Origin of the sequence: uncultured Microscilla sp., assembly GCF_947493425.1 — a bacterium.
Classification (GTDB): Bacteria; Bacteroidota; Bacteroidia; order Cytophagales; family Microscillaceae; genus Microscilla.
Genome location: NZ_CANLRP010000109.1, coordinates 1 through 24,610, shown reverse-complemented (window position 1 = coordinate 24,610; position 24,610 = coordinate 1). Strand labels below are relative to the sequence as shown.

21 protein-coding genes are annotated in these 24,610 nt (G+C 37.6%); 9 read left to right on the top strand and 12 right to left on the bottom strand.

Features of this window, described 5'->3' with window-relative positions:
• Positions 1-607: 607 nt before the first annotated feature.
• A complete protein-coding gene (locus Q0954_RS22900; RefSeq protein WP_299460835.1) occupies positions 608-1,150 on the top strand; it encodes a SiaB family protein kinase in 543 nt (180 codons plus the stop codon).
• A 60-nt stretch (positions 1,151-1,210) separates the two neighbouring features.
• Here Q0954_RS22900 and Q0954_RS22895 read toward each other — a convergent pair whose 3' ends face one another.
• The 6 genes from Q0954_RS22895 to Q0954_RS22870 all read right to left on the bottom strand — a co-directional run bounded on the left by Q0954_RS22895 (position 1,211) and on the right by Q0954_RS22870 (position 6,688).
• Positions 1,211-1,570, bottom strand: coding sequence for a hypothetical protein (locus Q0954_RS22895; protein ID WP_299460834.1), 360 nt, complete (start codon positions 1,568-1,570; stop codon positions 1,211-1,213).
• 90 nt (positions 1,571-1,660) lie between these two features.
• On the bottom strand, positions 1,661-2,440 hold the full coding sequence (locus Q0954_RS22890; protein WP_299460832.1) for a succinate dehydrogenase/fumarate reductase iron-sulfur subunit: 780 nt from the start codon (positions 2,438-2,440) through the stop codon (positions 1,661-1,663).
• Between the two features lie 96 nt (positions 2,441-2,536).
• Complete coding sequence (locus Q0954_RS22885) at positions 2,537-4,474, bottom strand: fumarate reductase/succinate dehydrogenase flavoprotein subunit (protein ID WP_299460830.1); 1,938 nt, start codon at positions 4,472-4,474, stop codon at positions 2,537-2,539.
• A gap of 38 nt (positions 4,475-4,512) precedes the next feature.
• On the bottom strand, positions 4,513-5,250 hold the full coding sequence (locus tag Q0954_RS22880) for a succinate dehydrogenase cytochrome b subunit (protein WP_299460828.1): 738 nt from the start codon (positions 5,248-5,250) through the stop codon (positions 4,513-4,515).
• Positions 5,251-5,696: 446 nt separating this feature from the next.
• The gene (locus tag Q0954_RS22875; RefSeq protein ID WP_299460826.1) at positions 5,697-6,104 is read right to left on the bottom strand and encodes a GNAT family N-acetyltransferase; all 408 of its coding nucleotides are present in this window, start codon (positions 6,102-6,104) and stop codon (positions 5,697-5,699) included.
• Complete coding sequence (locus Q0954_RS22870) at positions 6,104-6,688, bottom strand: hypothetical protein (RefSeq protein WP_299460824.1); 585 nt, start codon at positions 6,686-6,688, stop codon at positions 6,104-6,106. Before Q0954_RS22870 ends, Q0954_RS22875 begins: the two co-directional genes overlap by 1 nt.
• 108 nt (positions 6,689-6,796) lie before the next feature.
• On the opposite strand from Q0954_RS22870, the gene hemE reads away from it, so the two are divergent.
• From hemE to Q0954_RS22855, 3 genes are all read left to right on the top strand, one after another.
• Positions 6,797-7,837, top strand: a complete 1,041-nt coding sequence (hemE, locus tag Q0954_RS22865; RefSeq protein ID WP_299460822.1) for a uroporphyrinogen decarboxylase — start codon at positions 6,797-6,799, stop codon at positions 7,835-7,837.
• A gap of 895 nt (positions 7,838-8,732) precedes the next feature.
• Positions 8,733-9,647, top strand: coding sequence for an ABC transporter ATP-binding protein (locus tag Q0954_RS22860; protein ID WP_299460820.1), 915 nt, complete (start codon positions 8,733-8,735; stop codon positions 9,645-9,647).
• Between the two features lie 41 nt (positions 9,648-9,688).
• Positions 9,689-10,996 carry an ABC transporter permease gene (locus Q0954_RS22855; RefSeq protein WP_299460818.1) on the top strand — a complete coding sequence of 436 codons (1,308 nt, stop codon included), beginning with the start codon at positions 9,689-9,691 and terminating at the stop codon, positions 10,994-10,996.
• 79 nt (positions 10,997-11,075) lie between these two features.
• Here Q0954_RS22855 and Q0954_RS22850 read toward each other — a convergent pair whose 3' ends face one another.
• The 3 genes from Q0954_RS22850 to Q0954_RS22840 form a co-directional block, all read right to left on the bottom strand.
• Entirely contained in the window at positions 11,076-11,696 is a 621-nt protein-coding gene (locus tag Q0954_RS22850) for a hypothetical protein (RefSeq protein WP_299460816.1), read from the bottom strand.
• Positions 11,693-13,663 carry a GAF domain-containing protein gene (locus Q0954_RS22845; RefSeq protein ID WP_299460815.1) on the bottom strand — a complete coding sequence of 657 codons (1,971 nt, stop codon included), beginning with the start codon at positions 13,661-13,663 and terminating at the stop codon, positions 11,693-11,695. Before Q0954_RS22845 ends, Q0954_RS22850 begins: the two co-directional genes overlap by 4 nt.
• A gap of 142 nt (positions 13,664-13,805) precedes the next feature.
• Entirely contained in the window at positions 13,806-14,348 is a 543-nt protein-coding gene (locus Q0954_RS22840) for a YfiR family protein (protein ID WP_299460813.1), read from the bottom strand.
• A 487-nt stretch (positions 14,349-14,835) separates the two neighbouring features.
• On the opposite strand from Q0954_RS22840, the gene prfA reads away from it, so the two are divergent.
• The 3 genes from prfA (at position 14,836) to Q0954_RS22825 (ending at position 18,760) form a co-directional block, all read left to right on the top strand.
• Positions 14,836-15,906, top strand: a complete 1,071-nt coding sequence (gene prfA / locus Q0954_RS22835) for a peptide chain release factor 1 (RefSeq protein ID WP_299460811.1) — start codon at positions 14,836-14,838, stop codon at positions 15,904-15,906.
• 746 nt (positions 15,907-16,652) lie between these two features.
• Positions 16,653-17,606: an isoaspartyl peptidase/L-asparaginase family protein gene (locus Q0954_RS22830; protein WP_299460809.1), complete on the top strand. Its 954-nt coding sequence runs from the start codon at positions 16,653-16,655 to the stop codon at positions 17,604-17,606.
• Between the two features lie 152 nt (positions 17,607-17,758).
• A complete protein-coding gene (locus Q0954_RS22825; protein WP_299460807.1) occupies positions 17,759-18,760 on the top strand; it encodes an aldo/keto reductase in 1,002 nt (333 codons plus the stop codon).
• Positions 18,761-18,767: 7 nt separating this feature from the next.
• Here the strand turns inward: Q0954_RS22825 and Q0954_RS22820 are convergent, their stop codons facing one another.
• A complete protein-coding gene (locus Q0954_RS22820; RefSeq protein WP_299460805.1) occupies positions 18,768-19,124 on the bottom strand; it encodes a hypothetical protein in 357 nt (118 codons plus the stop codon).
• Between the two features lie 293 nt (positions 19,125-19,417).
• Here Q0954_RS22820 and Q0954_RS22815 point away from each other — a divergent pair, with 293 nt between their 5' ends.
• A complete protein-coding gene (locus tag Q0954_RS22815) occupies positions 19,418-21,037 on the top strand; it encodes an ABC transporter substrate-binding protein (RefSeq protein WP_299460803.1) in 1,620 nt (539 codons plus the stop codon).
• Positions 21,038-21,105: 68 nt separating this feature from the next.
• On the opposite strand, the gene Q0954_RS22810 is transcribed toward Q0954_RS22815, so the two are convergent.
• Complete coding sequence (locus tag Q0954_RS22810) at positions 21,106-22,026, bottom strand: leucine-rich repeat domain-containing protein (protein ID WP_299460801.1); 921 nt, start codon at positions 22,024-22,026, stop codon at positions 21,106-21,108.
• A 166-nt stretch (positions 22,027-22,192) separates the two neighbouring features.
• Here Q0954_RS22810 and hemL point away from each other — a divergent pair, with 166 nt between their 5' ends.
• A complete protein-coding gene (gene hemL / locus Q0954_RS22805; RefSeq protein WP_299460799.1) occupies positions 22,193-23,485 on the top strand; it encodes a glutamate-1-semialdehyde 2,1-aminomutase in 1,293 nt (430 codons plus the stop codon).
• Positions 23,486-23,575: 90 nt separating this feature from the next.
• Here the strand turns inward: hemL and Q0954_RS22800 are convergent, their stop codons facing one another.
• Positions 23,576-23,953, bottom strand: coding sequence for a DUF1987 domain-containing protein (locus tag Q0954_RS22800; RefSeq protein ID WP_299460797.1), 378 nt, complete (start codon positions 23,951-23,953; stop codon positions 23,576-23,578).
• Between the last annotated feature and the right edge of the window lie 657 nt (positions 23,954-24,610).

Sequence of the window (24,610 nt, the reverse complement as noted above, 5' to 3'; positions counted from 1 at the left end):
GCGCAAAAAATAGCCTCGTCTCAAAACAAAACCTCTACCTCAAGAATGGTAATTTAATTTCTCACCATTCCTAAAAATATTTGAACCAACCTGAAAGCCAAATTATACATAGGTATGACTTGGCTTTTTTTGTGCCAAAAATCGAATGATCCAATTAGCAAACATTGGTTGCCCCACACTATAAATGTGTTTTATAGCAAAAATTATGGTAGTTTACTCAATAGTTTGACCTATGTAGGGAGGGCTTAGTTCAACGAAGTGGTTTATTATGCCTGACCATATTATTTTTTTGAGAAAGTCTTTGCAAAAATAATATGGTTTTTTTGTGGTGATTAAGGTTTTTTACTACCTTTCATTTGCTTATTCCAAATTTTGTAAATATGCAGAACTTTTATATTGAAAAAAGGGTAAGGTTTATTATTTAAAAGAAATGAGTATCAATATTTCAGTCTTTTGCATAAAATATGCTACTTGAAATCATTATGGGCAGATAGTCTGGTAATTACTAACAATAAAGCCGCCTGAGGGCAATGTCAGTATGATTACCTTACAGTTTAAAGCCTTTTTTTACTAAAAATAACTTTCGGATAATCAGTTAGTGTTACAAATGTCTGAAAAATTTAACGTTTACGAGTTTTATAGCCAAATCGAGCAAGAAAACATTTTGCTCTCTTACAAGGGACCGGTTACCGATTTTTTGCTCACTGAATTTAGCAATGATATCCGAACGCAGTTAAGAGAAGAGCGTAAAGCAGGTAAAAAGGTGTTTTCTATTTTTATGGAACTCGCCCAAAATGTGTTGTATTATTCCCGTGAAATGGATGGCTTTGATGGTGGAGATAAAGTAGGCATATTGGCCGTAATAGAGCTAGACACTTGCTATAAAGTAATGACTGGCAATATGATTCCTGCTGAGTCGGTGCCTAAGCTAGTGGCTAAATGTAAAAAAATTAATTCGCTTGATCGTGACGCATTGCGTGCCTATAAGCGTGAACTACGTGATTCCCCTCCACATTCAGGTAGCAAGGGTGCAGGCATTGGCTTGGTACAAGTGGCACTTACCGCGAACAATGTACTGGATGCCCACATGGAGCAAACCGACAAAGATCATTATATGTTTGTGTTAACCGTGACAGTTCCCAAACAATAATAGTGATGATCTCAGTAGCTAAACAATCCCCCCTTGTTGTCAGACAAACTTTATTATAATTTATTCCCCACCTCTATTGGCATTATTACGTTCCAACCAACGAACTTTATCCTTCACTTCTGCCTTATATTCATTTACCAAGTCATTGACAAACCACTGTATATATTGTTTTACTTGGTTTTGAGCCGCTTTATTTTGCGTAAGGTTTTGTTGGTCTAGCACATCTTCAAACATTTGGGTAAGGTTAATGACAGTCTTTTTGTATACCTCTTGGTAAAGTACTTCTATGGAGTTTTGAAGGTGGGGGTTACGGTAAATAAAGTCAGCAAATAGTATAATGTTTAACTCTTTGCCAATCAGGTCGCCAATATTTTTCTCATTGCTGGCAAGCACCTGTTGTACTATTTCAGGAGCATTCATAGGATCATTGTTTTTGGTAAAACCGTCATGTACAAAAAAAGCAGAGAGAAAACCATCCCTCTGCTATATTTCTCGAATGGTAATACTTAACTATACGTTGTTTGACGTAATTTTAGCCTCAAAGTATTCGCGGTTCATGCGTGCAATAGAGGATAAAGGAATATCTTTGGGACACTCTGCTGAGCAAGCACCAGTATTGGTACATGCACCAAAACCCTCTTCATCCATTTGAGCAACCATACGCTCTACACGCTTTTTGCGTTCAGCCTTTCCTTGTGGAAGTAGTGAAAGCTGAGAAACTTTAGCAGAAACAAACAACATAGCAGAGGCATTTTTACAAGCTGCTACACAAGCTCCACAACCAATGCAAGCCGCCATGTTAAAGGCTTCATCAGCAATGGTTTTGGCTACTGGAATTTCATTAGCATCTACAGTTACCCCAGTGTTTACCGATACATACCCACCTGCTTGCATAATGCGGTCAAAAGAAGAGCGGTTTACTACCAAATCTTTTACCACAGGGAAAGCCTTGGCTCTCCAGGGTTCTATATAAATTGTGTCGCCATCTTTAAAAGAACGCATATGCAACTGGCAAGCAGTAGTACCACTTTCTGGTCCGTGAGGTTGTCCATTGATATACAAGCTACACATGCCACAAATACCTTCACGACAATCGTGGTCAAAAGCTACCGGATCGTCTCCTTTTTTCAACAAATCCTCGTTGAGTTCGTCCAGCATCTCCAAAAATGACATATCAGGCGAAATATCAGCCACCTTATATTCAGTCATTTTACCCTCACCGTTTTGGTAGTTACCATTGTTATTTATATCAGGCTTATTTTGCCTCCAGATCTGTAATGTAAGATTCATTTTCAGTATAATTTTAATATTTGTAAGTAGTGAACTTGAGCCAACCCCATGTGTCTTCCCTTCATCTCTGTCAGCTCTTTATTGATGCCTTGGCTATTATTTATAGCTACGTTGGGTCAATTTCACATTTTCGAATTCAAGCGCTTCTTTATGCAATTCAGCTTGTTGGTTTTCACCTTTATACTCCCAAGCTGCTACATAAGAAAACTCATCATCTTTACGTTTGGCTTCACCCTCGTCTGTTTGGGATTCTTCGCGGAAGTGCCCCCCGCAAGATTCAGAACGATTCAAGGCATCATCTACCATTAGCTCGCCCAGTTCCATAAAATCGGCCACTCTCATCACTTTTTCTAGAGTTTGGTTAAACTCCTTGTCGCCACCACTTACCTTTACATTTTTATGAAAATCAGCCCTTAGTTCCTGGATCATTTTTTTTGCCTTGGTCAAGCCTTCCGTATTACGTGCCATACCGCAGTATTCCCACATAATTTTGCCAAGTTCTTTGTGAAACTCATCTACAGTTTTAGTACCCTCAGATTTGCCCACAAATTTAGCAATGCGGTCTTTTACCTCTTGCTCTGCCTTTTTAAACTCAGGGTGGTCAGTAGCTACTTTGTCGTAAGGCATACGCGCCAGATAATCTCCAATAGTGTAAGGAATTACGAAGTAACCATCAGCAAGCCCTTGCATAAGCGCGCTTGCTCCCAGTCGGTTGGCACCGTGGTCAGAAAAGTTAGCCTCGCCCAATGCATAACAACCAGGTACAGTAGTCATTAGGTTGTAGTCTACCCACAAACCACCCATTGTATAATGCACCGCCGGATAAATTTTCATGGGTACTTCATAAGGGTTTTCGTCCGTAATTTTATGGTACATTTGAAACAAGTTACCATACTTAGCTGAAATCAAGTCCTTACCATCACGTTTAATGGCATCGCGGAAGTCTAAGAATACTGCTTGTCCTTCTTTGTTTACTCCTCTGCCATCGTCACAAGCCATTTTCGCATTACGCGATGCTACATCACGAGGTACCAGGTTACCAAATGCAGGGTATTTGGTTTCTAGGTAATAATCGCGATCGGCTTCCTTAATATCATTGGCTTTCAATTGACCACTGCGTACCTTCTCAGCAAGCTCTTTGGTTCTTGGAACCCATACACGTCCATCGTTACGCAATGATTCTGACATGAGCGTAAGCTTAGATTGGTGCCCACCTGATACAGGAATGCAAGTAGGGTGAATTTGGGTATAGCAAGGGTTGGCAAATAAAGCCCCTTTACGGTGGGCTCTCCATGCAGCAGTTGCATTAGATCCCATTGCATTGGTAGATAAGAAGAATACGTTGCCATACCCACCCGTACATAACAATACTGCGTGTGCCGAGTGTGATTCTATCTCTCCATTAATGAGGTTACGAACTACAATACCGCGAGCCTTGCCATCTACCATTACCAAGTCAAGCATCTCGCTACGGGTATACATTTTTACCTTACCCGAATCTACCTGACGGCTCAAGGCACTATAGGCTCCTAACAGCAATTGTTGCCCTGTTTGACCACGGGCGTAGAAAGTACGCGATACTTGAGCCCCCCCAAAAGAGCGGTTATCAAGCAAACCTCCATATTCGCGGGCAAAAGGAACTCCTTGTGCCACACATTGGTCTATAATATTTACACTTACTTCGGCAAGGCGGTGTACATTGGCTTCACGCGAGCGATAGTCCCCTCCTTTAACAGTGTCATAAAATAAACGGAAAACACTGTCTCCATCGTTTTGGTAGTTTTTGGCGGCATTGATACCTCCCTGCGCGGCAATACTGTGGGCACGACGAGGGCTGTCTTGAAAACAAAAAGCTTTTACATTGTAACCCAATTCAGCCAGTGAAGCTGCTGCTGCACCTCCTGCCAAACCTGTACCTACCACAATCACGTCATACTTACGCTTGTTGGCAGGGTTTACTAATTTTATATCAAATTTATGTTTATTCCATTTTTCGGCCAATGGCCCTTCAGGAACTTTAGAGTCCAACTGCATAATTTTTTAAGTTTTTTTAATGTTCAAAAGTGATTTTACTATTTTGTTGCGAACATAATGATTGGAATCAAGGCGTAACCTAGTGGAATAAGTATAGCAAAAGCATAACCTACTGTTTTTATCAAGGGGGTATACTTTACATGATTTAGTCCAAAAGTTTGAAAAGCACTCTGAAAACCGTGTGAGAGGTGAAATGCCAGGGCAATCATTGATACCACATACAATACAACCATGATAATATCAGAAAAAGCCGCGTTCACTAAGTCGTATAGGTGTAGTTGATCAGTAGTACCAAACTTTTTAACCAAAACACCTTCTTCTACCAGCCCATAGTGAGTCAATTTCATTTTACCCCAAAAATACACCAAGTGTACAATCAAAAAGATTAAAATGATAGAACCCAATGCCATCATTTTTCTTGATCTCCAATTGCTGTTGGCAGCAGGTTTACTGTACGCATATTTTCTTGGACGTGCCTGCATGTTCATTCTGGTAAGAATGATACTGTAGACAATGTGCAGGATAATAAATGTAAAGTTAAGTATAGAAACTGTTTGGATAAGTGGGTTACTTCCCATAAAATGGGCATACTCGTTGAATGCGGTTCCTCCATCATTTTTAAGCAACTGAAGGTTACCTATCAAATGTATAATAAGGAACAAGCACAGGAATATGCCAGTAAGCGCCATCAGGACTTTTCGTCCAATGGTACTGGTCATCATATCGACGAACCAGCCCTTTTTGTCCTTGGCTATTTTTTGTGTCGTTGAACTCATAATAAATCTATATTTTCTTGATTTTTAGTTACATAATATGCGACAATCTTAGATTGTTCAAAAATATACGTGAACAAACTACGAAACAAAAAAAAGCTTTATTTTGACTCATTCTAAACTACTCTTCAAACTTTTATTAATGGCAAAGCTTCATTGAATGAATGCTTTTGATATTACAAAAAAAATGTAGAGTGATTTTGTTTGAGACTTATAGAGATTATTTGAAAATTATAGGATTTAACAATAATTGTAGATACAATAAATGAGGGATATCAGTGCTGTGAGATAGTCCTGTTTGATCGTTTGGTAGGAGGCTTACATAGGTTACTATAATCGTTGTATGAGTTTTAACGCTATTTTGTACGATTACGTTGAATCAAACAAAAGTGAACCTCCTTAGGATAGTTGTAATACTGCCTTAAGGAGGGTTTTGTATTTGTTAGAGGTTAGTGGTCTCCCCCTTGATAAATCCACATAGATTGGGTGTCGCCAGCTTGCTCAAAGCCACATTTTTTATAAAAATCCACCGTAGCTCCATCAGAAACCAAAATTTGTTGATGCAGGTGTACATATTTGTGGTGCATAATTTCCATGATTTTTTTACCTACTTGTTGCCCTTGATAGTCAGGGTGCACCAACAAATGAGGGTAATATACGACTAAATGCCCATCAGAAAGCGCATTGCCAATGCCTACTAGTACACCTTTGTGCCGGGCAGTGACCAAACTGTGAGAGTTGAGCAGTGCTTGAAATAGCTCATGAGGCTTACTTGCTGATGACCACTCGTTGAGTTGATAAAGGTTAGTGACCTCTGCCTGGCAAATATTCTTGTTGTCACTATATACTATGTGCATTATTTTATTTTAAAAGAGTTCATCATGAGGTTAACTTCTGGTTCGTGTGCTTTAAAATCATCGTGACCAGCCGTATATATTGCTACAAAAGCCTCTTTTCCATTGACCCAAGCGCGTTGTCTCCATTTCATTTGTTGATCTTTATAATCTCCTACATACTCCACCTCAAAATAGGTGGGCTTCATTTCTTCCTCCACAATTTTGGCAGTAGGTTGTTCTTTTTTGAGCTGCTCCTTTATAATATTGGCAAAACTTTTAAGGGTAAATGGTTGGGTATCAGCACGTCGAATAAATATACCGAGCGTTTCACGAAAACGATCTTGAGCAGAAGTTGCTTCAATCACTAAATTTGCTAATTCTCCTGCTTTGTTGGTCTTGTTACTCTTTTTCCAGTTTTTAGGATATTTCAGTAAAAACTTTTCATGATCAAGTAAGTTGTTTTCTGCTTTTGCTGGTGGGGTATCATTGTCATTTTTATTGACCGTAGTGGTGGCGGAGGTATCACTAGTATTATTCGATTGTGTGGAGGTTTCTCCACAAGCCCAAAGTAGGCAAATGATTAAAATATAACTCAGTTGTTTCATCGTAGATAAAGGGGTTAGAGTACAAAAACTGGGGTCAATATAGAGTTTTTTTAGGTTCACTAGAGATTCGACTTTTAATTTTCATAATAAATCGTTTAACTTTGCCGCATGCAACAGTTCAAAAATGACCTTATCTTACGTACCCTTCGTGGTGAAGTTACCGAAAGAAAACCTGTATGGCTCATGCGTCAGGCAGGGCGTATTTTGCCCGAATACCGCGCTATCAGATCAAAGTTATCTGGTTTCATTGAGTTGGTTACTACCCCTGAACTTGCTGCTGAAGTAACTATTCAACCTGTAGATATTTTGGGTGTAGATGCTGCCATTATCTTTTCAGATATATTGGTAATTCCTGAAGCTATGGGATTGCCTTATGAAATGATAGAGAAAAAAGGCCCCTTTTTTCCTAATACTATCCAAAGTGAAGCTGATGCAAAAAAAATTAAAATAGCTGATCCTGAGTCTGATTTAGGGTATGTACTTGAAGCCATTCGTATTACCAAAAAAAATCTTGATGGCAGAGTTCCTCTCATAGGTTTTGCTGGAGCTCCCTGGACAATCTTTGCTTATATGGTAGAGGGTAGTGGTTCTAAAACTTTCTCTAAAGCCAAAGCAATGCTTTATCGTGCTCCTGAGTTGGCACATAGCATATTGCAAAAAATTACAGATAGTACTATCTTGTATCTCAAAGCACAAATCAAGGCTGGAGTCAATTTAGTCCAGTTGTTTGATTCTTGGGCTGGTTTGCTTTCACCCGCAACTTACCAAGCATTTGCAATGCCTTATCTCAAACAAATTGCGGATGCTATTACCGAAGTGCCCTTGATTATGTTTGCCAAAGGTGCTTTCTTTGCCCGTGAATATTTTAAAGATTTGGATTGTGCTGCAGTAGGCTTAGATTGGACAATGGACATTCAGGAATCGCGGCGTTTGGTAGGAATGGATAAAGTATTACAAGGCAACCTGGATCCTTGTTTGTTATATGCCGATGATGAGGTAATTATAAAGGAGACCCAAGAAATGCTTCATAAATTTGGTGATAAGCACATTGTAAATCTAGGACATGGGGTTTACCCTGACACTAACCCTGAGAAAGTAAAGCGTTTTATAGAAACGGTGAAGTCTTTTGAGTTATCCACAAAAAAATAGAGTTGTCCACATTAGTTAGAAGTTATCCACAAATTATACACGTGTTGGCACATATCCGCCTTATGATGCTCTTTGCCTGCTGAATTATCAAAACAGATGTAAGATTATTTGAGGTTATCCACATAAAATAAAAAGTTATCCACACTCTTAAAAAAAAGGGTGTGGATAACTTGCTTTAGAGGAAAATGAAGTTATACACAATGCATGTTGAGTTATTCACATTTTTTCCACAATTTGTTATAGGGTTGTCCACATCTTTTCCACATAAATTGAGATATTATCCACATTTTCTTGTTTTTTTGCGAAACATTATGGGTAGTTTAAGCAGTTGCCATTCTCTAAATTGCTGATTTTCAAGTTTTTATTGGATGTTAGTAAGGTGTGGATAACTTTTAAAGATTTGCCTAGAAAAAGAGATTTCGTGAGCGTGGCAATATGTGGATAATGCGAAAAAAAAGTGGGATTTGTTTGGAAATTAATTATTCATAGCAAAATAATTGTTGATAACTATAGCAAAAAATGTTCCGTAAGAATGTATTTATTAAATTACTTATCCACAACTTTAGAGAAGTTATCCACATTACTGTCTAGGGTTATCCACATTTTTTCCACAACTCATCATAATTTATCCACACCTTGTGAACAAGAGTAACGAGGTAATGTAAAAAAGTTATCCACATTTTTAGCTATTACATTGATTTTGAATACTTTATTATTAGAGGCTATATGCCAAATTTGTGGATAACTTTATGCCGTAAAGTCTGAATTTTATTTGGTGAAAAAGCTTTATCTTGATATTTTTTTCAAAACTTGTAAGAAATATAAACTTGACTCCACTAATACCATGATTGTCTAAACAGACACTGATTGTTGACAACTAAACCTGTGAATAAAATTGAACAATATATTAGAAGTTAAAAATATCTATAAAAACTATGCTGATCATCAGGCACTAAAAGATGTTTCGATCAGTGTTCCAGCCCAATCTATATTTGGTTTGCTGGGTCCTAATGGAGCTGGAAAAACAAGCTTGATTCGAATTATTACTCAAATCATAAGCAAAGACCAGGGAACAGTTACTTTCGACGGGCAAGTTTTAGAGCCCCAACACGTACGAAATATGGGGTATTTACCGGAAGAACGTGGTTTGTACAAAAAAATGAAAGTAGGCGAACAACTCTTATACCTGGCACAACTCAAAGGTTTACCCCGTAAAGAAGCACTGAGTAGGATTAAGTTATGGTTTGAAAAATTTGAAATGAAACCCTGGTGGAAGAAAAACGTGATGGACTTGTCAAAGGGAATGCAACAAAAAGTACAGTTCGTTGCTACGGTTTTACACCAACCCAAATTAATTATTCTGGATGAACCCTTTTCTGGCTTTGACCCAGTAAACGCTAACCTCATCAAAGACGAAATACTTAAACTAAGGGAGCAAGGAAGTACCATTATATTTTCTACTCACCGTATGGAGTCAGTAGAAGAGCTTTGTGACCACATTGCTTTGATCAACAAGTCACAAAAAGTATTGGAAGGTAAAACCAAAGAGGTAAAAGATACTTATAAAACCAATACCTACCTGGTAGATTATGAAGGGCAACTCAATGGAGGCTTGAGTGAACATTTTAAAATAAAAGAAACAACGAGCTTGGGTGAACACCTACAAAGAACAGCAATTCAGTTGGATTCTAACACGGTCTCTCCCAACGATTTACTAGCGCAACTTATCACACAGGTAAGTGTCCAGGCTTTTCAAGAGCGTATTCCAAGTATCAACGATATATTTATCAAATTAGTAAGTGGTGAATAACCAGTCTTAAAAATATTCATCTTTATTTAAAATTAACAACCGTGAACAAGATATTATTAATTATACAACGAGAATACTTGGTAAGGATAAGAAAAAAATCATTTTTGATTATGACCCTACTTGCCCCTTTGTTATTTGCGGGACTTTTGATCGGACCTGTTCTGCTTGACAAAAATGTAAATAAGGGCAAAGTAATAGGGGTGTTGGATGAAAGTGGTATTTTTGAAAATAAATTGGAGAAAAAGAGTGACCTCAAGTTTGTGTATATAAAGGATGCATTGACTGAAGCAAAGAAGAAGCTTCCCAAATCTACCTATACTGCGTTGTTGTATATTCCTAAAACAACGATTAACGACTTATCAGGTATTAAACTGTTTTCTGAAAAGAGCGTGAGCATAGATATTCAAAGAAGCGTAGAGAAAGCGGTTCGACAAGCGACTGAGAATATAAAGTTACTCAATTCGGGAATAGATCAAAAAGTATTGAGTGGCATCAAAACCGACGTATCTATCGAAACCCAAAACCTCAAAGGACAGGAGAGTAGTGCTACTGCTGCTTTTATTTTAGGGTATGTGGCAGCATTTCTGATTTACTTTGCCATATTCTTATATGGTGTACAAATTATGCGAGGAGTAATAGAAGAAAAAGTGAGCCGAATTATAGAAGTAATGATTTCTTCGGTAAAGCCTTTTCAAATGATGATGGGAAAAATTATAGGTGTAGCCCTCATTGGTCTCACCCAGTTTGTGCTTTGGATTAGCCTTACCATTGCCATTACTACGGTGGTATTTCAGGTGATGGATAAAGATAAGGTAACCCAGCAAACTACTGAAAGAATGATGAAAAATGCCGATCCTGCCACCAAAACCAAAATAGTTGAGCAAACATCTAAAGGTAGTGAAATGATGGATGCGCTTCAAACAATTCCGTTGACTAGTGTAATCCTTTCGTTTTTATTTTACTTTATTGGTGGCTATTTGCTCTATAGTGCTATGTTTGCAGCAGTAGGCTCGGCAGCTGATACCGAAACTGATACACAGCAGTTTGTAATGCCCATATCTCTTCCACTGATATTTTCTATTGTAGCAGCATCGGCCATTATCAAAGACCCTAATGGTCCCTTGGCATTTTGGATGTCAATGATTCCCTTTACTTCACCTGTGGCTATGATGTTACGGATTCCTTATGGAGTAGCTGCTTGGGAGATTGCGCTTTCTATGGCATTGTTAATCATTGGATTTGTAGCTATTACCTGGCTTGCTGGGCGCATCTACCGAATAGGTGTATTGATGTATGGTAAAAAGGTGAGTTTCAAAGAAATAGGAAAGTGGATGTTTTATAAGATGTAAACTTTTATTTTCGTATGTCATACAAAAATGCCCTTGTTACTAAATACTGTCACAAGGGCATTTTTATTACTATAATAAGTTACTTTCTACGCCTTCTTTTCTTTTTATCTTGTCGTTCTTTAGTGATTTGTTTGATTACAGTATTTCTGTCAAAGTGGATGCTCCACATACCTACCGAACCGTTAAGATAAATAGGAGCTATAAACAAAAATTTTCGACGTTTTTCTGCGTATTGAATCCCTGGTTTTAAAGCGATTTCCTCATTTTTAAATTTAGTAAGGAGTTGAGCTTCTATGGGGTATAAATCATCCAGCGATTTGCGCTCAAAATTGATGGCTTCTATGTTTACCTGGTATTTTTTTGCCAACGAGTCTATGTGATTAATTGGCAAAAGATGGCTAAACTCTTTAGATGAGGCAATCGTTTTTTCTTCTATCCCCTTGGTGGTTGCCCGGTTTAGGTATTTTTGTGCTAAACGGCTTACTTCACCTCCTTTTTTACCTACCCATTCCTTGAACTCTGGTTCTGATATACGTTGAATTTTACGATTTTTTATTGCACTATTGATCGCTTCCATATCGTGCCCATAATCTTTGAGCGTTTTTTTTTGGCAGGCATTCAATGTAGCAAAAACACTAAACAAAAAAATAGCATGCAAAGCATGCTTAAATATGTTAAGAAAATGATTTTTTATTGTCATGCAATTTCGGCGTTTATTCCTGAAATGTCATTCAGTAAAAATAGATAATGTTGAATTTTTCCTTTTTCGTTTCTGATGGCAGCGGCGTTTACCTTTACCATAATTCTGTCAGATGACTTGGTATTGAGGTATAAAAACTCACTGTATTTATGTCCTTTTGTAAGGCGTGATTTAGCGTATTCTACCTTGTCATAAGACTCAAATACATGTTCAATGGCCATGCCCTTGAGTTCAGCAGTTTCATATTGTAGTTTAGCCTCAGTAAGTTCGTTGGCAGAAGTGATAAAAAACCTTGTGTCAGTTTTGATAACCAAATTTGTCAGTTCTAACAACTCATTGACCTCTTTAGATTCATACTGTGACTTTTCTGTACTTTCTTGGGTAGCCTGTAGCTCTTCCATATTCTGGCGCATCTCCTCTTCCTGACTTCTCATTTGCTCTGTCATCATGGTAGATTCATCTAACAAACGGTTGGTACGTTCGGTAGTTTTTACAGAGGCAATTGCTGAGGCAATGCTTTCTGCAATATTCTCTACAAATTTTACTTCATACTCCTCAAACACATTAAACGATGCCAACTCTACCACCCCAAAAACTTCTTCATTCAGTTTTAAAGGTACAATTAATAAACTTCTGGGGTTAGCTTCCCCTAGTCCTGAAGTAATACTTACATAATCATTTGGTATTTCGGTAAGGTGAATCGTTTCTCCTTCTTGCCAGGCTTGTCCAGTGAGCCCATCTCCTCGATAAACGCGTTTTTCAAGGTATTTTTTAGAATCCCAGGCATAACAAGATACAAGCGACATATACATTTCGTCTGATTTATTATCTAAGTCTTCCACGATAAACAATCCTCCTTGATTGGCTTCTACATACTTTACCAGATTTGATATAATCAAGTCAGATAGGTTTTTAAGATCAGTAGCTTTTTTACCTACCAGTTCACCAAACCTTGCGAGTCCTGTTGTAGACCAGTTACGGCGACGATCCTCTTCAGCCACTTTTGCCAAGTTGTCACGCATCTCCAGTAGTGCGTTTCCTAATACATCTTTGTCACTCAAAGGAGTAAATGATGCTTGATAATTACCTTTACCAATACTTTCGGCAAATCGGGACGTTTCTCGTAATCCGTTTACCAGCTTTCCGGCAGAGTCTGCCATTTCTCCAATTTCATCTTTTTTAAATGGATAGCCTTGTTCAGAGGGAAGCTCTCCAGTACCAAGTTTTACAAATACACTATTGATGTACTTGATCGGATCTACTATATTACGTCGAGTAATAAAATATGCTCCCAACCCAACCATTACAGATAACACTGCCAGAATAATAGTAAGTAGTTGCTGATTTTTAATAGAGTCGATCAAATCTTTTTGTGAATTCTCTGTTTCCTTCTTTTTCTGAAGTGCTATTTGATCAAGTTGAGCAATGATCTTTTTATATAAAGGAAAAATTTGGCTATCAACAATTTCAGAGGCTACTGATGTAGTGATTAAATCCTCGTAGTCGTCAAACTCCACGATTTTGTTCATGATTTCTTCCTTCTGTATCTTCTGGAGCCTCTCAAAGTTGGTGAAAACCTGATCAAGTGTCTTTGCCAATTGCTTATTTTCCCACTTACTTTGCAGCTGTACCAACTTATCTTTAAACTCAGGGTAATCATTGTGAATCTTTTTTAATGAGTCTTTATCATCATCACTGGTACGCGAAGAAATCCAACTAATGGTATACATGCGTGATTGGGTCACCAATAGCTTAAAGTTTCTTATTTCTTCGAGAGAAGGGTTCACCACATTGTAAGAGTTTTTGGTAATGGCGGCACTATCTCTTAGTGTAATCAAACTAAAAGTAGCATTAGACATAAAAAAGAATATAAGAATGGCAAAACCAGCGAGTATACGTTGGCTAATAGATAGGGTAAACCCTTTATTTCGTCTTTTTTTTGTAGGTTTTTGTGTGATATCTGTCATGACAAAAGGTAGCTATAAAATCTGTAATTGACTGACATTGAGAGTATATACAAATATAAACAAAAAAAAGCCTTTTTAAGGCTTTTCTTTTATATCGTTTAACTAAACAGATAAATAACTACATTTTGTATGATTATGTTTGCTATTTACCCATTACTGGAATGGCAAATCTTTTCAAGTTTCGTGAGACAATCAAGCCACGGTTTGCCGTAGCGTTTTGGTTAAGCTCAAATCGCCATCTACCGTTCCTAAGAACAAAATTGATACCACTTCCCGATTGAGCCATTCCACGTTTTTCGGTAACTACCAGCATGGGAGAACGAGGAAAACTTTGATTGATAGTAGGTAAATAAGAACTTTTTGAATTTGGGATAAACAGTATGTGACAGTTGTTGATTTGAGACAAGCTGCCAAACCTCTTAATAACAATCCTTTGTCTTTTCATTCCGGCTGTCTTTCGTGCAGCCATCTTTTGTAATTCACGGATGATAGGTGAGTTGCCTAATACACCAATTACAAAATCTCCTGATTGATAGTTTGTAGGCCATTTGATGAGCTTGGTAAAATTATAGATAAACACTGTATGAAATCTATAATCTCTGATTTGTGCCGATGCATTGAAAGCAAGACTAGAGAAGAGCATTGACAGAAGAACAACAAGTGCACTTATTTTTACACTTTTCATTGGGAATACTATGTATTTAGTCCGAAAATTTGTTTAAAACTTATTCGCATAGTTAAGGTATAGTTGTATTTTTGCTGAAAAAAATACAACTATCTGTGCAAAAGTATTGAAATACCATCAAACACGCAACTTTACCCATTGGTTTTCGTATGGTGGAAGTTACACTTGTACCAAATATCTTACAAAAACAATTCTCATGAATATTATGAAATTTGCTCTGTTTTAGTTATGACCCTTTTTCCCTCCTGAAATGTACAAAAAGCTGCAAGATTTAACAGCAATAATTACTTAATATTTTGTGATTATGTTGGTAAGTAGCTCTTTTTAGCGATTTATAAGCTAAAAACAAGTTTTAATTTTATTTTCAAAATAAATAACAAAATCTATAATAATGTTCTCATCTGTTCATGCACAGGTGTGAGTACTTGTTTTTATATTTGCGTTGTTTTTTTGAATTTCGAGTAGTTTTCATACATAAAAATATATTATGATTGACAAGTTAGAAGCAATCAAAGAAAGGTTTGATGAAGTAGGTCAGTTGATCGTAAAGCCTGAAACTATACAAGACATGAACTTGTATACCAAGCTGACTAAAGAATATAAGGACTTAGAAAAAGTTGTTGAAAAGTATAATGAATATAAGATTGTACTAGAGAATATAGATACTTCCAAAGAAATTTTGTCAACTGAAAAAGATCCTGAAATGAAGGAAATGGCAAAAATGGAGCTGGAAGAGTTACATCCTCAAAAAGAACAAGTAGAGGAAGAACTAAAAACGCTATTGATTCCCAAAGATCCAAATGATAGTAAAAATGTGATTCTTGAAATTCGTGGTGGAGCCGGAGGTGATGAAGCAGCTATTTTTGCGGGTGATTTGCTAAGAATGTATCAACGATTTGCTGAAAAACGAAAGTGGAAGTTTGAATTAATGGACTTTACTGATGGTAGTTCGGGCGGTTTCAAGGAAGTAGTGTGTTCTATTTCAGGTGAGGACGTATACGGAATGATGAAGTATGAGTCTGGAGTACACCGGGTACAACGTGTGCCTGCTACCGAAACCCAAGGACGAGTACATACATCAGCAGCCAGCGTAGCGGTGTTACCCGAAATGGAAGACGTAGAGGTAAACATTGATCCAAGTGATGTAAGAAGCGACTATTTCTGTTCGTCAGGACCTGGTGGACAGTCTGTCAACACCACTTATTCAGCGGTTCGCCTTACTCATATTCCTACGGGTATTGTGGTGTCTTGCCAAGATGAAAAGTCACAGATTAAGAATAAAGCTAAAGCGATGAAAGTGCTGCGCTCTAAATTGTATGAAATTGAGTTGTCGAAACAACAAGAAGAGTTAGGGGCACAGCGTAAGTCAATGGTAGGAAGCGGTGATAGGTCAGATAAAATTCGTACTTATAATTACCCACAAGGAAGGGTTACAGATCACCGTATCAAGTATACTGTACATAACTTGCCCAATGTGATGGATGGTGAAATTGCTGATTTTATCGAGAGCTTGCGTTTGGCAGATAATGCTGAAAAAATGAAATCAGGCACTGCTTAAATTGTATTTTGCGTTGATTTTACAAACTGCCTATCGCAATAATAAATTCCTATGAGTATTCATTCATAATGTTGATTAAGAGCTTGTTTAAATTTTGTTTTCAGAGTTAAAAATTACTTTTTTAGCTTAGATTATTAATTTTAAACAAGCTCTAAAGCTCTTGAATTCCCCCCTTCAAGGGTTTTAGTCATCATTGAATGTCCTTTGCATAATAGCTTCAGTTTAAAACTCGCTTGGTTAATTGTGGTATGGGGCTGAATTAGTGAGTATAGATCTACAGCAACTGTAATGGCAAAAACCAGTCAACCTTTCTCTGTTTCTACACAGCTTTATACTTGTGATAAAGACTTACCTTTAAACATTCTACTTGTAAAAAAAAAAGTGGGTAGGCAGGCAATATTTTTACTCTGAATTAGACAATACCTATAGGGTAAATATAGGCAATGCCACATAAAATGACTCAAAACTGAAAGTTTTAAATAAGAAGTTTTTTTTGAGTTAAAAAAAGCGTTTTTATGCAAATTAGCTTCACAAAATTATAGAATTATAGTGGAATAACATATCTTTGAACGAATGCATAAAATAAATACAATAAAATGTATAAGTGCTTTTGTAACTGGCTTTTTTGGTGGATTATATTAGAGCCAGATATTTAGGGCATAGAATATGCATACAAGAGAATCACAAAGAATTTAAATTAATAGATACTATTACCTAAGCATAGTAGCTTAAAACTTATAGTAAGCATGTCGAATTTCGCCATTGTTGTACATGGAGGTGCAGGAACAATTACTCCTGATTTATATACAGCCGAGATCGAGAAAGGAATCCGCGATACTTTATACGAAGCAGTAGAAGCTGGATATTACCTGCTGGGAGATGGCGAAGCGGCAGTCAATGTGGTAAGCCATGTTGTAATGGTACTCGAAAACTCCCCTTTTTTTAATGCAGGCAAAGGTGCTGTATTTACAAATGATGGAACACACGAGCTAGAAGCAGCTATTATGAATGGGGCAGACCTAAACGCAGGAGCTGCCTGTGGAGTAAAGAATGTACGCAACCCGGTAGTGTTGGCTCGTAAAATTATGGAAAAGTCAGGGCATGTATACTTACATGGGAAAGGTGCCGAGGAGTTTGGGCGATTATACCATGTGGCTTTCGAACCTGATGAATACTTCTTTGATCAGTTTAGGTATGATGAGTGGCGCAAAATAAAAGCTTCTAATACCTATCGTTTAGATCACTCAAAAGATAATGCAAAAAAATTTGGGACTGTAGGTGCAGTAGCGCTTGATAAAAATGGAAACGTAGCTGCGGCAACTTCTACTGGAGGAATGACCAATAAAAAATATGGACGCATTGGTGACAGCTCTATTATTGGGGCGGGTACCTATGCCAATAATGCCACTTGTGCAGTATCTTGTACCGGACACGGAGAGCCATTCTTAAGGGCTGTATCTGCCTATGACATATCTTGTTTGATAGAGTACAAAGGTTTGTCGCTGGAAGAGGCCAGTAACTATTTGATTCACGAAAAAATGAAACAAACACACCTTCAGGGAGAAGGAGGGTTGATAGCAATAGATACTACAGGTAATATATCTATTGCGTTCAATACTGTAGGAATGTATAGAGGGTATCGACGATCAGGAGAGAAAGAACACATTGCTTTATATAAGCCGAATGAAATGCCTGCTTAAACATAGGTAGGCATATTTTATATATAAAAACCATCAGGTTCATTTGCTAAAATGAATTTGATGGTTTTTCTTTTTGTGTTTTATTATGTAAAATACCAGCATACAAACAAGGAAGAAGCAAATCATTTATCTGTTTTAAAACTAAAATAAATATGATGATGAAATACTCTACTTTGGGTAAAATAGGTCCCAGAGTGTCAAAAATTGGTTTAGGACTAGCAGCTTTAGGCAGACCAGGCTATATTAACCTGGGGCATGCCGAAGATTTAAAAAGTAATTACAATACAGGTGCTATGCAGTGGCATACTTGCCAAATGTTGGATTTAGCCTGGAACTTGGGCATTCGTTATTTTGACGTAGCACGATCTTATGGCAAGGCAGAAACATTTTTGGGAGCTTGGTTAGAGTCAAAGACACAGCTGGTAGAACTTCCTTTTGTAGCTTCTAAGTGGGGGTATACTTATACTGCCAATTGGCAGGTGAATGCAAAAGTACACGAGGTAAAGGATCACTCGCTGGTAGTGTTACAAAAACAAGTGTTGGAAACCCGCCAAAGTCTGGGAAAGAACCCTGATTTATACCAAATTCATTCAGCAACATTAGAGACTAAAGTTTTAGAGAATACTCAAGTTTTGCGACGTTTGGCGCAACTCAAAGCTCGTGGAGTAAAAATTGGTTTATCTTTGAGTGGGGTAGACCAGGCAACTACCCTGGAAAAAGCCCTTGCCATTGAAATAGAAGGCGTACGTTTGTTTGATGTGGTTCAGGCTACTTTTAACTTGCTGGAGAAGTCGGTAGCCCCAGCATTAACTATGGCACACAACGAAGGTTTAGGAGTGGTAGTCAAAGAGGCTTTGGCAAACGGTAGGCTTACCTTTAGAAATACAGATGTACACCTAAAGCCTGAGTGGCAGTTGTTAAAGACACAAGCAGATCGATTAAAGACTACTGTAGATGCGTTGGCATTGGCCTATGTACTTAAACAACCTTTTGTAAATGTGGTATTGAGTGGTGCTGCTAACCCTGAGCATCTTAAGTCAAACCTGACAGCATTGGATGTGGTATGGGATGAAGAAGCCAGTGAAGTATTGAATCCTTTGGTGCAAACCCCAGAGGACTATTGGGCTGCACGTAAACAAATGGATTGGAATTAGTTATGGGTCATCGTTCACGCCAGTAGTACCTCCAAAACAATACCGCAAACAACCCATGAACAAGCATAGGCTCAATGTACATGGAAGGAATAAGTGGAGTGTTTATTTGGGCTATAGAGATACAACTATGAAAAATAGCAAGGGTAAACAACCCATTACTTAAAGCCCCTTCCCGATAGTAATAGAATAGAGTAGAACCACCTAAAGCGGCTAAAGCCAAGGCTGCATAACCATACGAAGCAAGATGGTTTAGTCCTACTCCTTTTATTTCTGGAAGCCCAGGAACTGCTTGAGGCGCCAATATAAATAACAAACCTGCGCTTAGTTCTACAAGTATATGTAAGAGTAATAATACTTTGATCATAAATATTTTTGACGATTAGCAAGTGGTTCTAAAATTTGTGGAAGAAAATGTTAACCAATGATTAACTGCTTCCACTAACCAAAAAGAGAGGACAGGTAAGCAGGCTTTATGACACTTTTTCCTAATTTTACAACCCTTACAATTATAAGTAAATACATAGTACCTAAACGAAACATTATGAATGGTGAGTTTGTTCTTGCCACAACTTTATAAAAAGGATGAAATATTTAAAAATACTTATTTTAATTGGACTGTTTTTGCCAAACACTGTATTTGCTCAAAGCAAAAAACAAATGTATAAAACCTACCAGGAGGGCAAAAAACTATTGATTGATGAGAAGTTTACAGAGGCAATGGTTCGATTTAAAACCTTGATGGTTCCTTTGAAAAAAAATGTATATGAAGAGTTTGCCTATTACTATTATGGATTAGCCGCTTTGAAAAACAATCAGTTAGAAGAAGCAAAACAAACCTTTACCCGTTTGATTGAACGTTTTCCTGATTGGGTAAATAAAGAGGAAGTGTATTATGCATTTGGTGATATTTATTTCAGAGAAAAAGACTATACCAATGCCTTAAAATACCTAAATCGAATTCAAGCTGAGAAAATGCAGCAAGATATTGTCAATATGAAGGGGTTTTATCTGGTATTGCTTGACTTGCCTACCTTGAAGAAAGTGCAGAAAGAAAATGCCAGTGATAAGGTAGTAGCACAAGTATTGGTAAATAAAATTGCAGCCACTTCTGAAAACCTAGAAGACCTGGAGATGATGGAAGCTTTGATTGAAAGTATGAAACTAGAGCGCCCAAAATCACAAAAAATCAAGGGCAAACGTTACATTAAAAAAGAGTACAACATCGCTGTCATTCTCCCTTTTAACCTCGAAATACTCAAATCGCGTCAACGTAATCTTTTGAGCCGTATATCGGCAAGTTTGTATCAAGGAATGCGCCTGGCAAAAAAAGAACTGGACACGACTGGAGTAAAACTCAATTTGATTGCATTTGATGTGTTGCGTAAAGGAGAAGATACTTTAAACCTTATTTTAAGCGAGGCAAACTTCACGAATGTAGATTTAATCGTAGGGCCTTTGTTTGATGATCAGTTTGTCAAGGTAGCTGAATTTGCCGCAAAGCATCGAATCAACATTATTAACCCGATTTCTAATAAATCGATATTGGCAAAAAACGATTTTACCCTGATGTATGAACCCTCGATAGAAACGCAAGGTAAAAAATCAGGAGAGTTTGCTATGAAAGAGCTGGGCAGTAAGAAAGCAATGATTTTTTATGGACGATCTACCCAAAATAAAAAGATGGCAGAAAACCATAAAAAAGCAATAGAAGATAACGGTGGAGAAGTAGTTCAGTTTGAGCAACTGGGTACTACCAACATCACACAACTCAAAGAAATGTTGCAAAAGGTAAAACCAACCGAGGTGGGGCATATATTTGTAAGTAGTAGTAGTCAATTGGTAGCTTCTAAAATGCTGAACGCTATGGAAGAGCTAAAAATAAAAGCCCCAGTGATTGCCCTTGATTCTTGGTTAAAGTTTCAGAAAATGGATTCTGTACAGTATGAACGCCACAATGTTCATATCATAAATACTGAGTTTGTACCCAAGGCTGTTGTGAATGCTTCTAAGTTTTATCAAGAGTATAAGAAATCTACAAAAGTAGCTCCCAACAATTATGCTTGTGTAGGGTATGACCTTACTCATTACTTTGGTGGCTTGTTGCAAACCTATGGAGTAAAAAATTCATTAAATAATATTTTGCAAAATAAGGCACCTAAAGAAGGGCGGTTAATTACTGTGTTTGATTTTAGGGGAGGCAACGACAATCAATTTGTACCTATAGTTAAATTTGAAAAGGGAGTACTCAAGCAAGTCAATACCTTAGGTGGAAACTAAAATAAGTTATTATAAGAACCTAATCTACTTAAGCCTCTGAGTTTATCAGAGGTTTTTTTGTGCCGTGTTTAAAACACAATACGGGTATGAGGAAGTAATTCCCTTATTTTTTCTCGCTCAAACTGGGTCAAAGGGTTATCTTTTAGAATGAGCTTTTGCAGGTAATACAAATGCCCTATCTCAGGAGGCAAACTAGTAAATTGGTTAAACCTAAGATTGAGCGTTTGTAAAGATTGAAGCTGTCTGATGCCACCAGGTAAGCTTGTGAGATAATTAGACGATAAATCAAGCATTTGTAATTGGGCAAGCTCTCCTATGCTCTCAGGCAAAATAGTTAACTGGTTGTTGTGTAAAGTGAGCGTTTTCAAATGTTTAAGAGTACCAATATTATCAGGCAATACGGTGAGTTTGTTGGCATTTAAATAACACTCTTCTAGTTGGCTAAACTTGCCGAAAGTATCAGGTAGTGCCTGTAGATGGTTATAGTGTAAGTATAAGCTGTGTAATTGAGACGCTTGATATAAGCTGTTGGGTAGTTGGGTTAGTTGATTATAACCCAGGTAAAGCTTGCGGAGTTGAGGAAGTTGCCCCAAACTATCAGGCAATTGAGTAAGGTGGTTATGAGTAAGATGGAGTTCGTGTAAATTCGGCAGGTTGCCAATACTCTCAGGCAAGGTGCTGAGTAGGTTTCCTACCAGTTTTAATACCTCAGTGTGTGATAGTAGCCCAATATTTTCGGGTAAGTTGCTCATTTGAGCATTGCTAAAATACAACATCTTAGACTGTTGGTATAAGCCAGGAAAATACTGTAGGCAGAAATACGGGTGTGCCAGCAACGACTGCTTCATTAATTGGGCAATGCCTACTCCAAACCCCTTAGCTATGACAAAAGCCAGTTCAATGTTTTGGTTTTGTCCGGTTTGCAGCAATTGTTCAATTTTGGCTATTTGTTGAGCATTTGCGCTGTTCATAAATCTTAAGATAATCATTTTTAACGAAAAAAAGTGCATTACTTGTCAGAAATCAACTTTTCTTTTTTTACCTCTTCATTCGTTCTTCTTTCAAGACCCATTTCATGGAGTCTTGCTTGCCTTATTTAATAATAATTCTCTATTTCGGGTACTTAATTGTTCAGAAGAATTTTAACATACTTATATGAATACAGCCAAGAGTCAAGAATTATTTAACCAGGCACAAAAATCTATCCCTGGTGGAGTAAACTCGCCAGTGCGGGCTTTCAAAGCCGTAGGAGGCAACCCATTATTTATTAAGTCAGCTAAGGGTGCTTATATGTACGATCAAGATGGTAATCGTTACATAGACATGATCAATTCCTGGGGGCCAATGATATTGGGGCATGCCTTTCCAGCAATTGGGGAAGCAGTGGCTGAAGCAGTGAAAAGCTCATTATCGTTTGGTGCGCCTACTGCCAAAGAGGTAACCATTGCCGAGTTGATTGTAGACATGATGCCATCGGTAGAAAAAGTACGTATGGTAAACTCTGGTACTGAGGCTTGTATGAGCGCCATACGCTTGGCAAGAGGATATACCAACCGTGAGAAAATTATTAAGTTTGAAGGGTGTTATCATGGGCATGGCGACTCATTTTTGATTGCCGCAGGTAGTGGTGCTATTACCATGGGCGAACCCAACAGCCCTGGAGTAACCAAAGGGGTAGCTCTGGATACATTAACTGCCCCATTTAACGACCTGGAAGCAGTAAAAACTTTGACAAGCGCTAACCAAGGAAATGTAGCAGCAATTATCATAGAACCTGTAGCAGGCAATATGGGAGCTGTTTTACCTAATCAAGGCTTTTTGGAAGGCTTACGCCAGTTGTGTGATAAAGAAGGCATTGTATTGATTTTTGATGAAGTAATGACAGGCTTTCGTTTGGCAAGAGGAGGCGCTCAGGAATTATTTAATGTAACCCCCGATTTGACTACTCTAGGCAAAATTATAGGTGGAGGCATGCCCGTAGGTGCTTATGGCGGTAAAAAAGAGTTAATGGACTTTGTGTCTCCGGTAGGTCCTGTATATCAGGCCGGAACTTTATCAGGCAACCCGGTAGCTATGGCAGCAGGACTGGCCATGTTGCAATACCTCAACGAAAACCCTTTGGTATATAAACAAGTAGAAGATACAGCGATAAAAATGGTAGCAGGTATGCAACAAAATGTAGAGAGCTTGAGCTTGCCTTATACCATCAACCATATAGGTTCGATGTTTAGTATCTTTTTTACAGACCAAAAAGTGATTGACTTCGAAACCGCTAAATCTTGTGACACAGCGTTGTTTGGTAAGTACTTTCAGGCAATGTTGCAAAAAGGCATATATTTGGCTCCTTCACAGTTTGAAACCTTGTTTGTGTCTAATGCACTCAGTGATGAAGACATTACTCACTTTATCAAGGCAAATGGTGAAGCATTGAAAGAAATTACTTCATAAAAGCTGTATAACAAAGCCTTATTGTTAAGTACTTAGGGTATGCAACAATAAGGCTTTGCCATATATAATCGAGTATAAGAAACCAGCAGTTTAGTAAGCAATCATGTTAAAAGGAATCTCTACATCTGCCTGATAATCTTCACCATTATCAAACATATCAAGATCACTCTTCTCATAATACCAGTTTACTTCTACGTCTCCGTCGTTGTTGAGGTGGTAGTCTTCCAGTAACTTGAGTATTTTCTGAAATTTTACAAAAGTACTGGTGTTAAAGTACTCCATCTTAAAGTTGAATTGTACCTTTTTACCACTATCTTCAGTGTACTTGGTCAGCCAATCAATAATTGGTTTGAATACCGACGAAGTATCTTCTGGATAAGAGTTTCCTGAAATTTCAAGTATTCCGTTTTCTGCATTGAAATCAACTCTTGGTTCTTCGTCCGTAGGATCTATGTGTAAATTTTCCATGTTATTAATCAACTATTTTTGACTAAATTTTGACCTTTCTCTAGCGAGCAATATCAGATGCCTGTGAGGGATATAAAATTCCTGAAATGGCATATAACTTTATAAAATGGTCTATCATATTAAACACACCATTTACAATTGTTGGAAAGTTATTGATTTTTTTTGTTTGAGCAAAGAAAAAATCAAGTGAGCTTTTCAAAACAATTCTTATACAAACCTTGCGCCAAATAAACGTAAGTTCAAACATTCAAATTTTGCAGATTTATAGCATAAAAACAACTATTATAGGTATAATTATACTTAAGAGCACCTTGCATACATTTGTTTTGGGGTAATTGATCAATAGAATACTATCAAAATAATATTTTTTGTGTACCTAAAAGCTTTAATAACCAGTAAACCCTAAGAAAGTTTGCTCCCTTAAGCTTGCCTTGCTAAAACAGAAAACATCATGTACTTCAAAGAAACAAAGTTCGTGCTTGGTGAACGATACCGCAAGCTGAGGCTATAGCACTGCTTTAACTTCACTTTTGCCTGGTTGAAAATCCCGCTGTATAGGCGTCAATGCTTTGGCAGCCTCTTGCTATACTTTGAACGGGATGAAAAGTCGCAAATCAAATTCGCTGAAATTTCAAAGACAATAAACTTTCGAGTTCT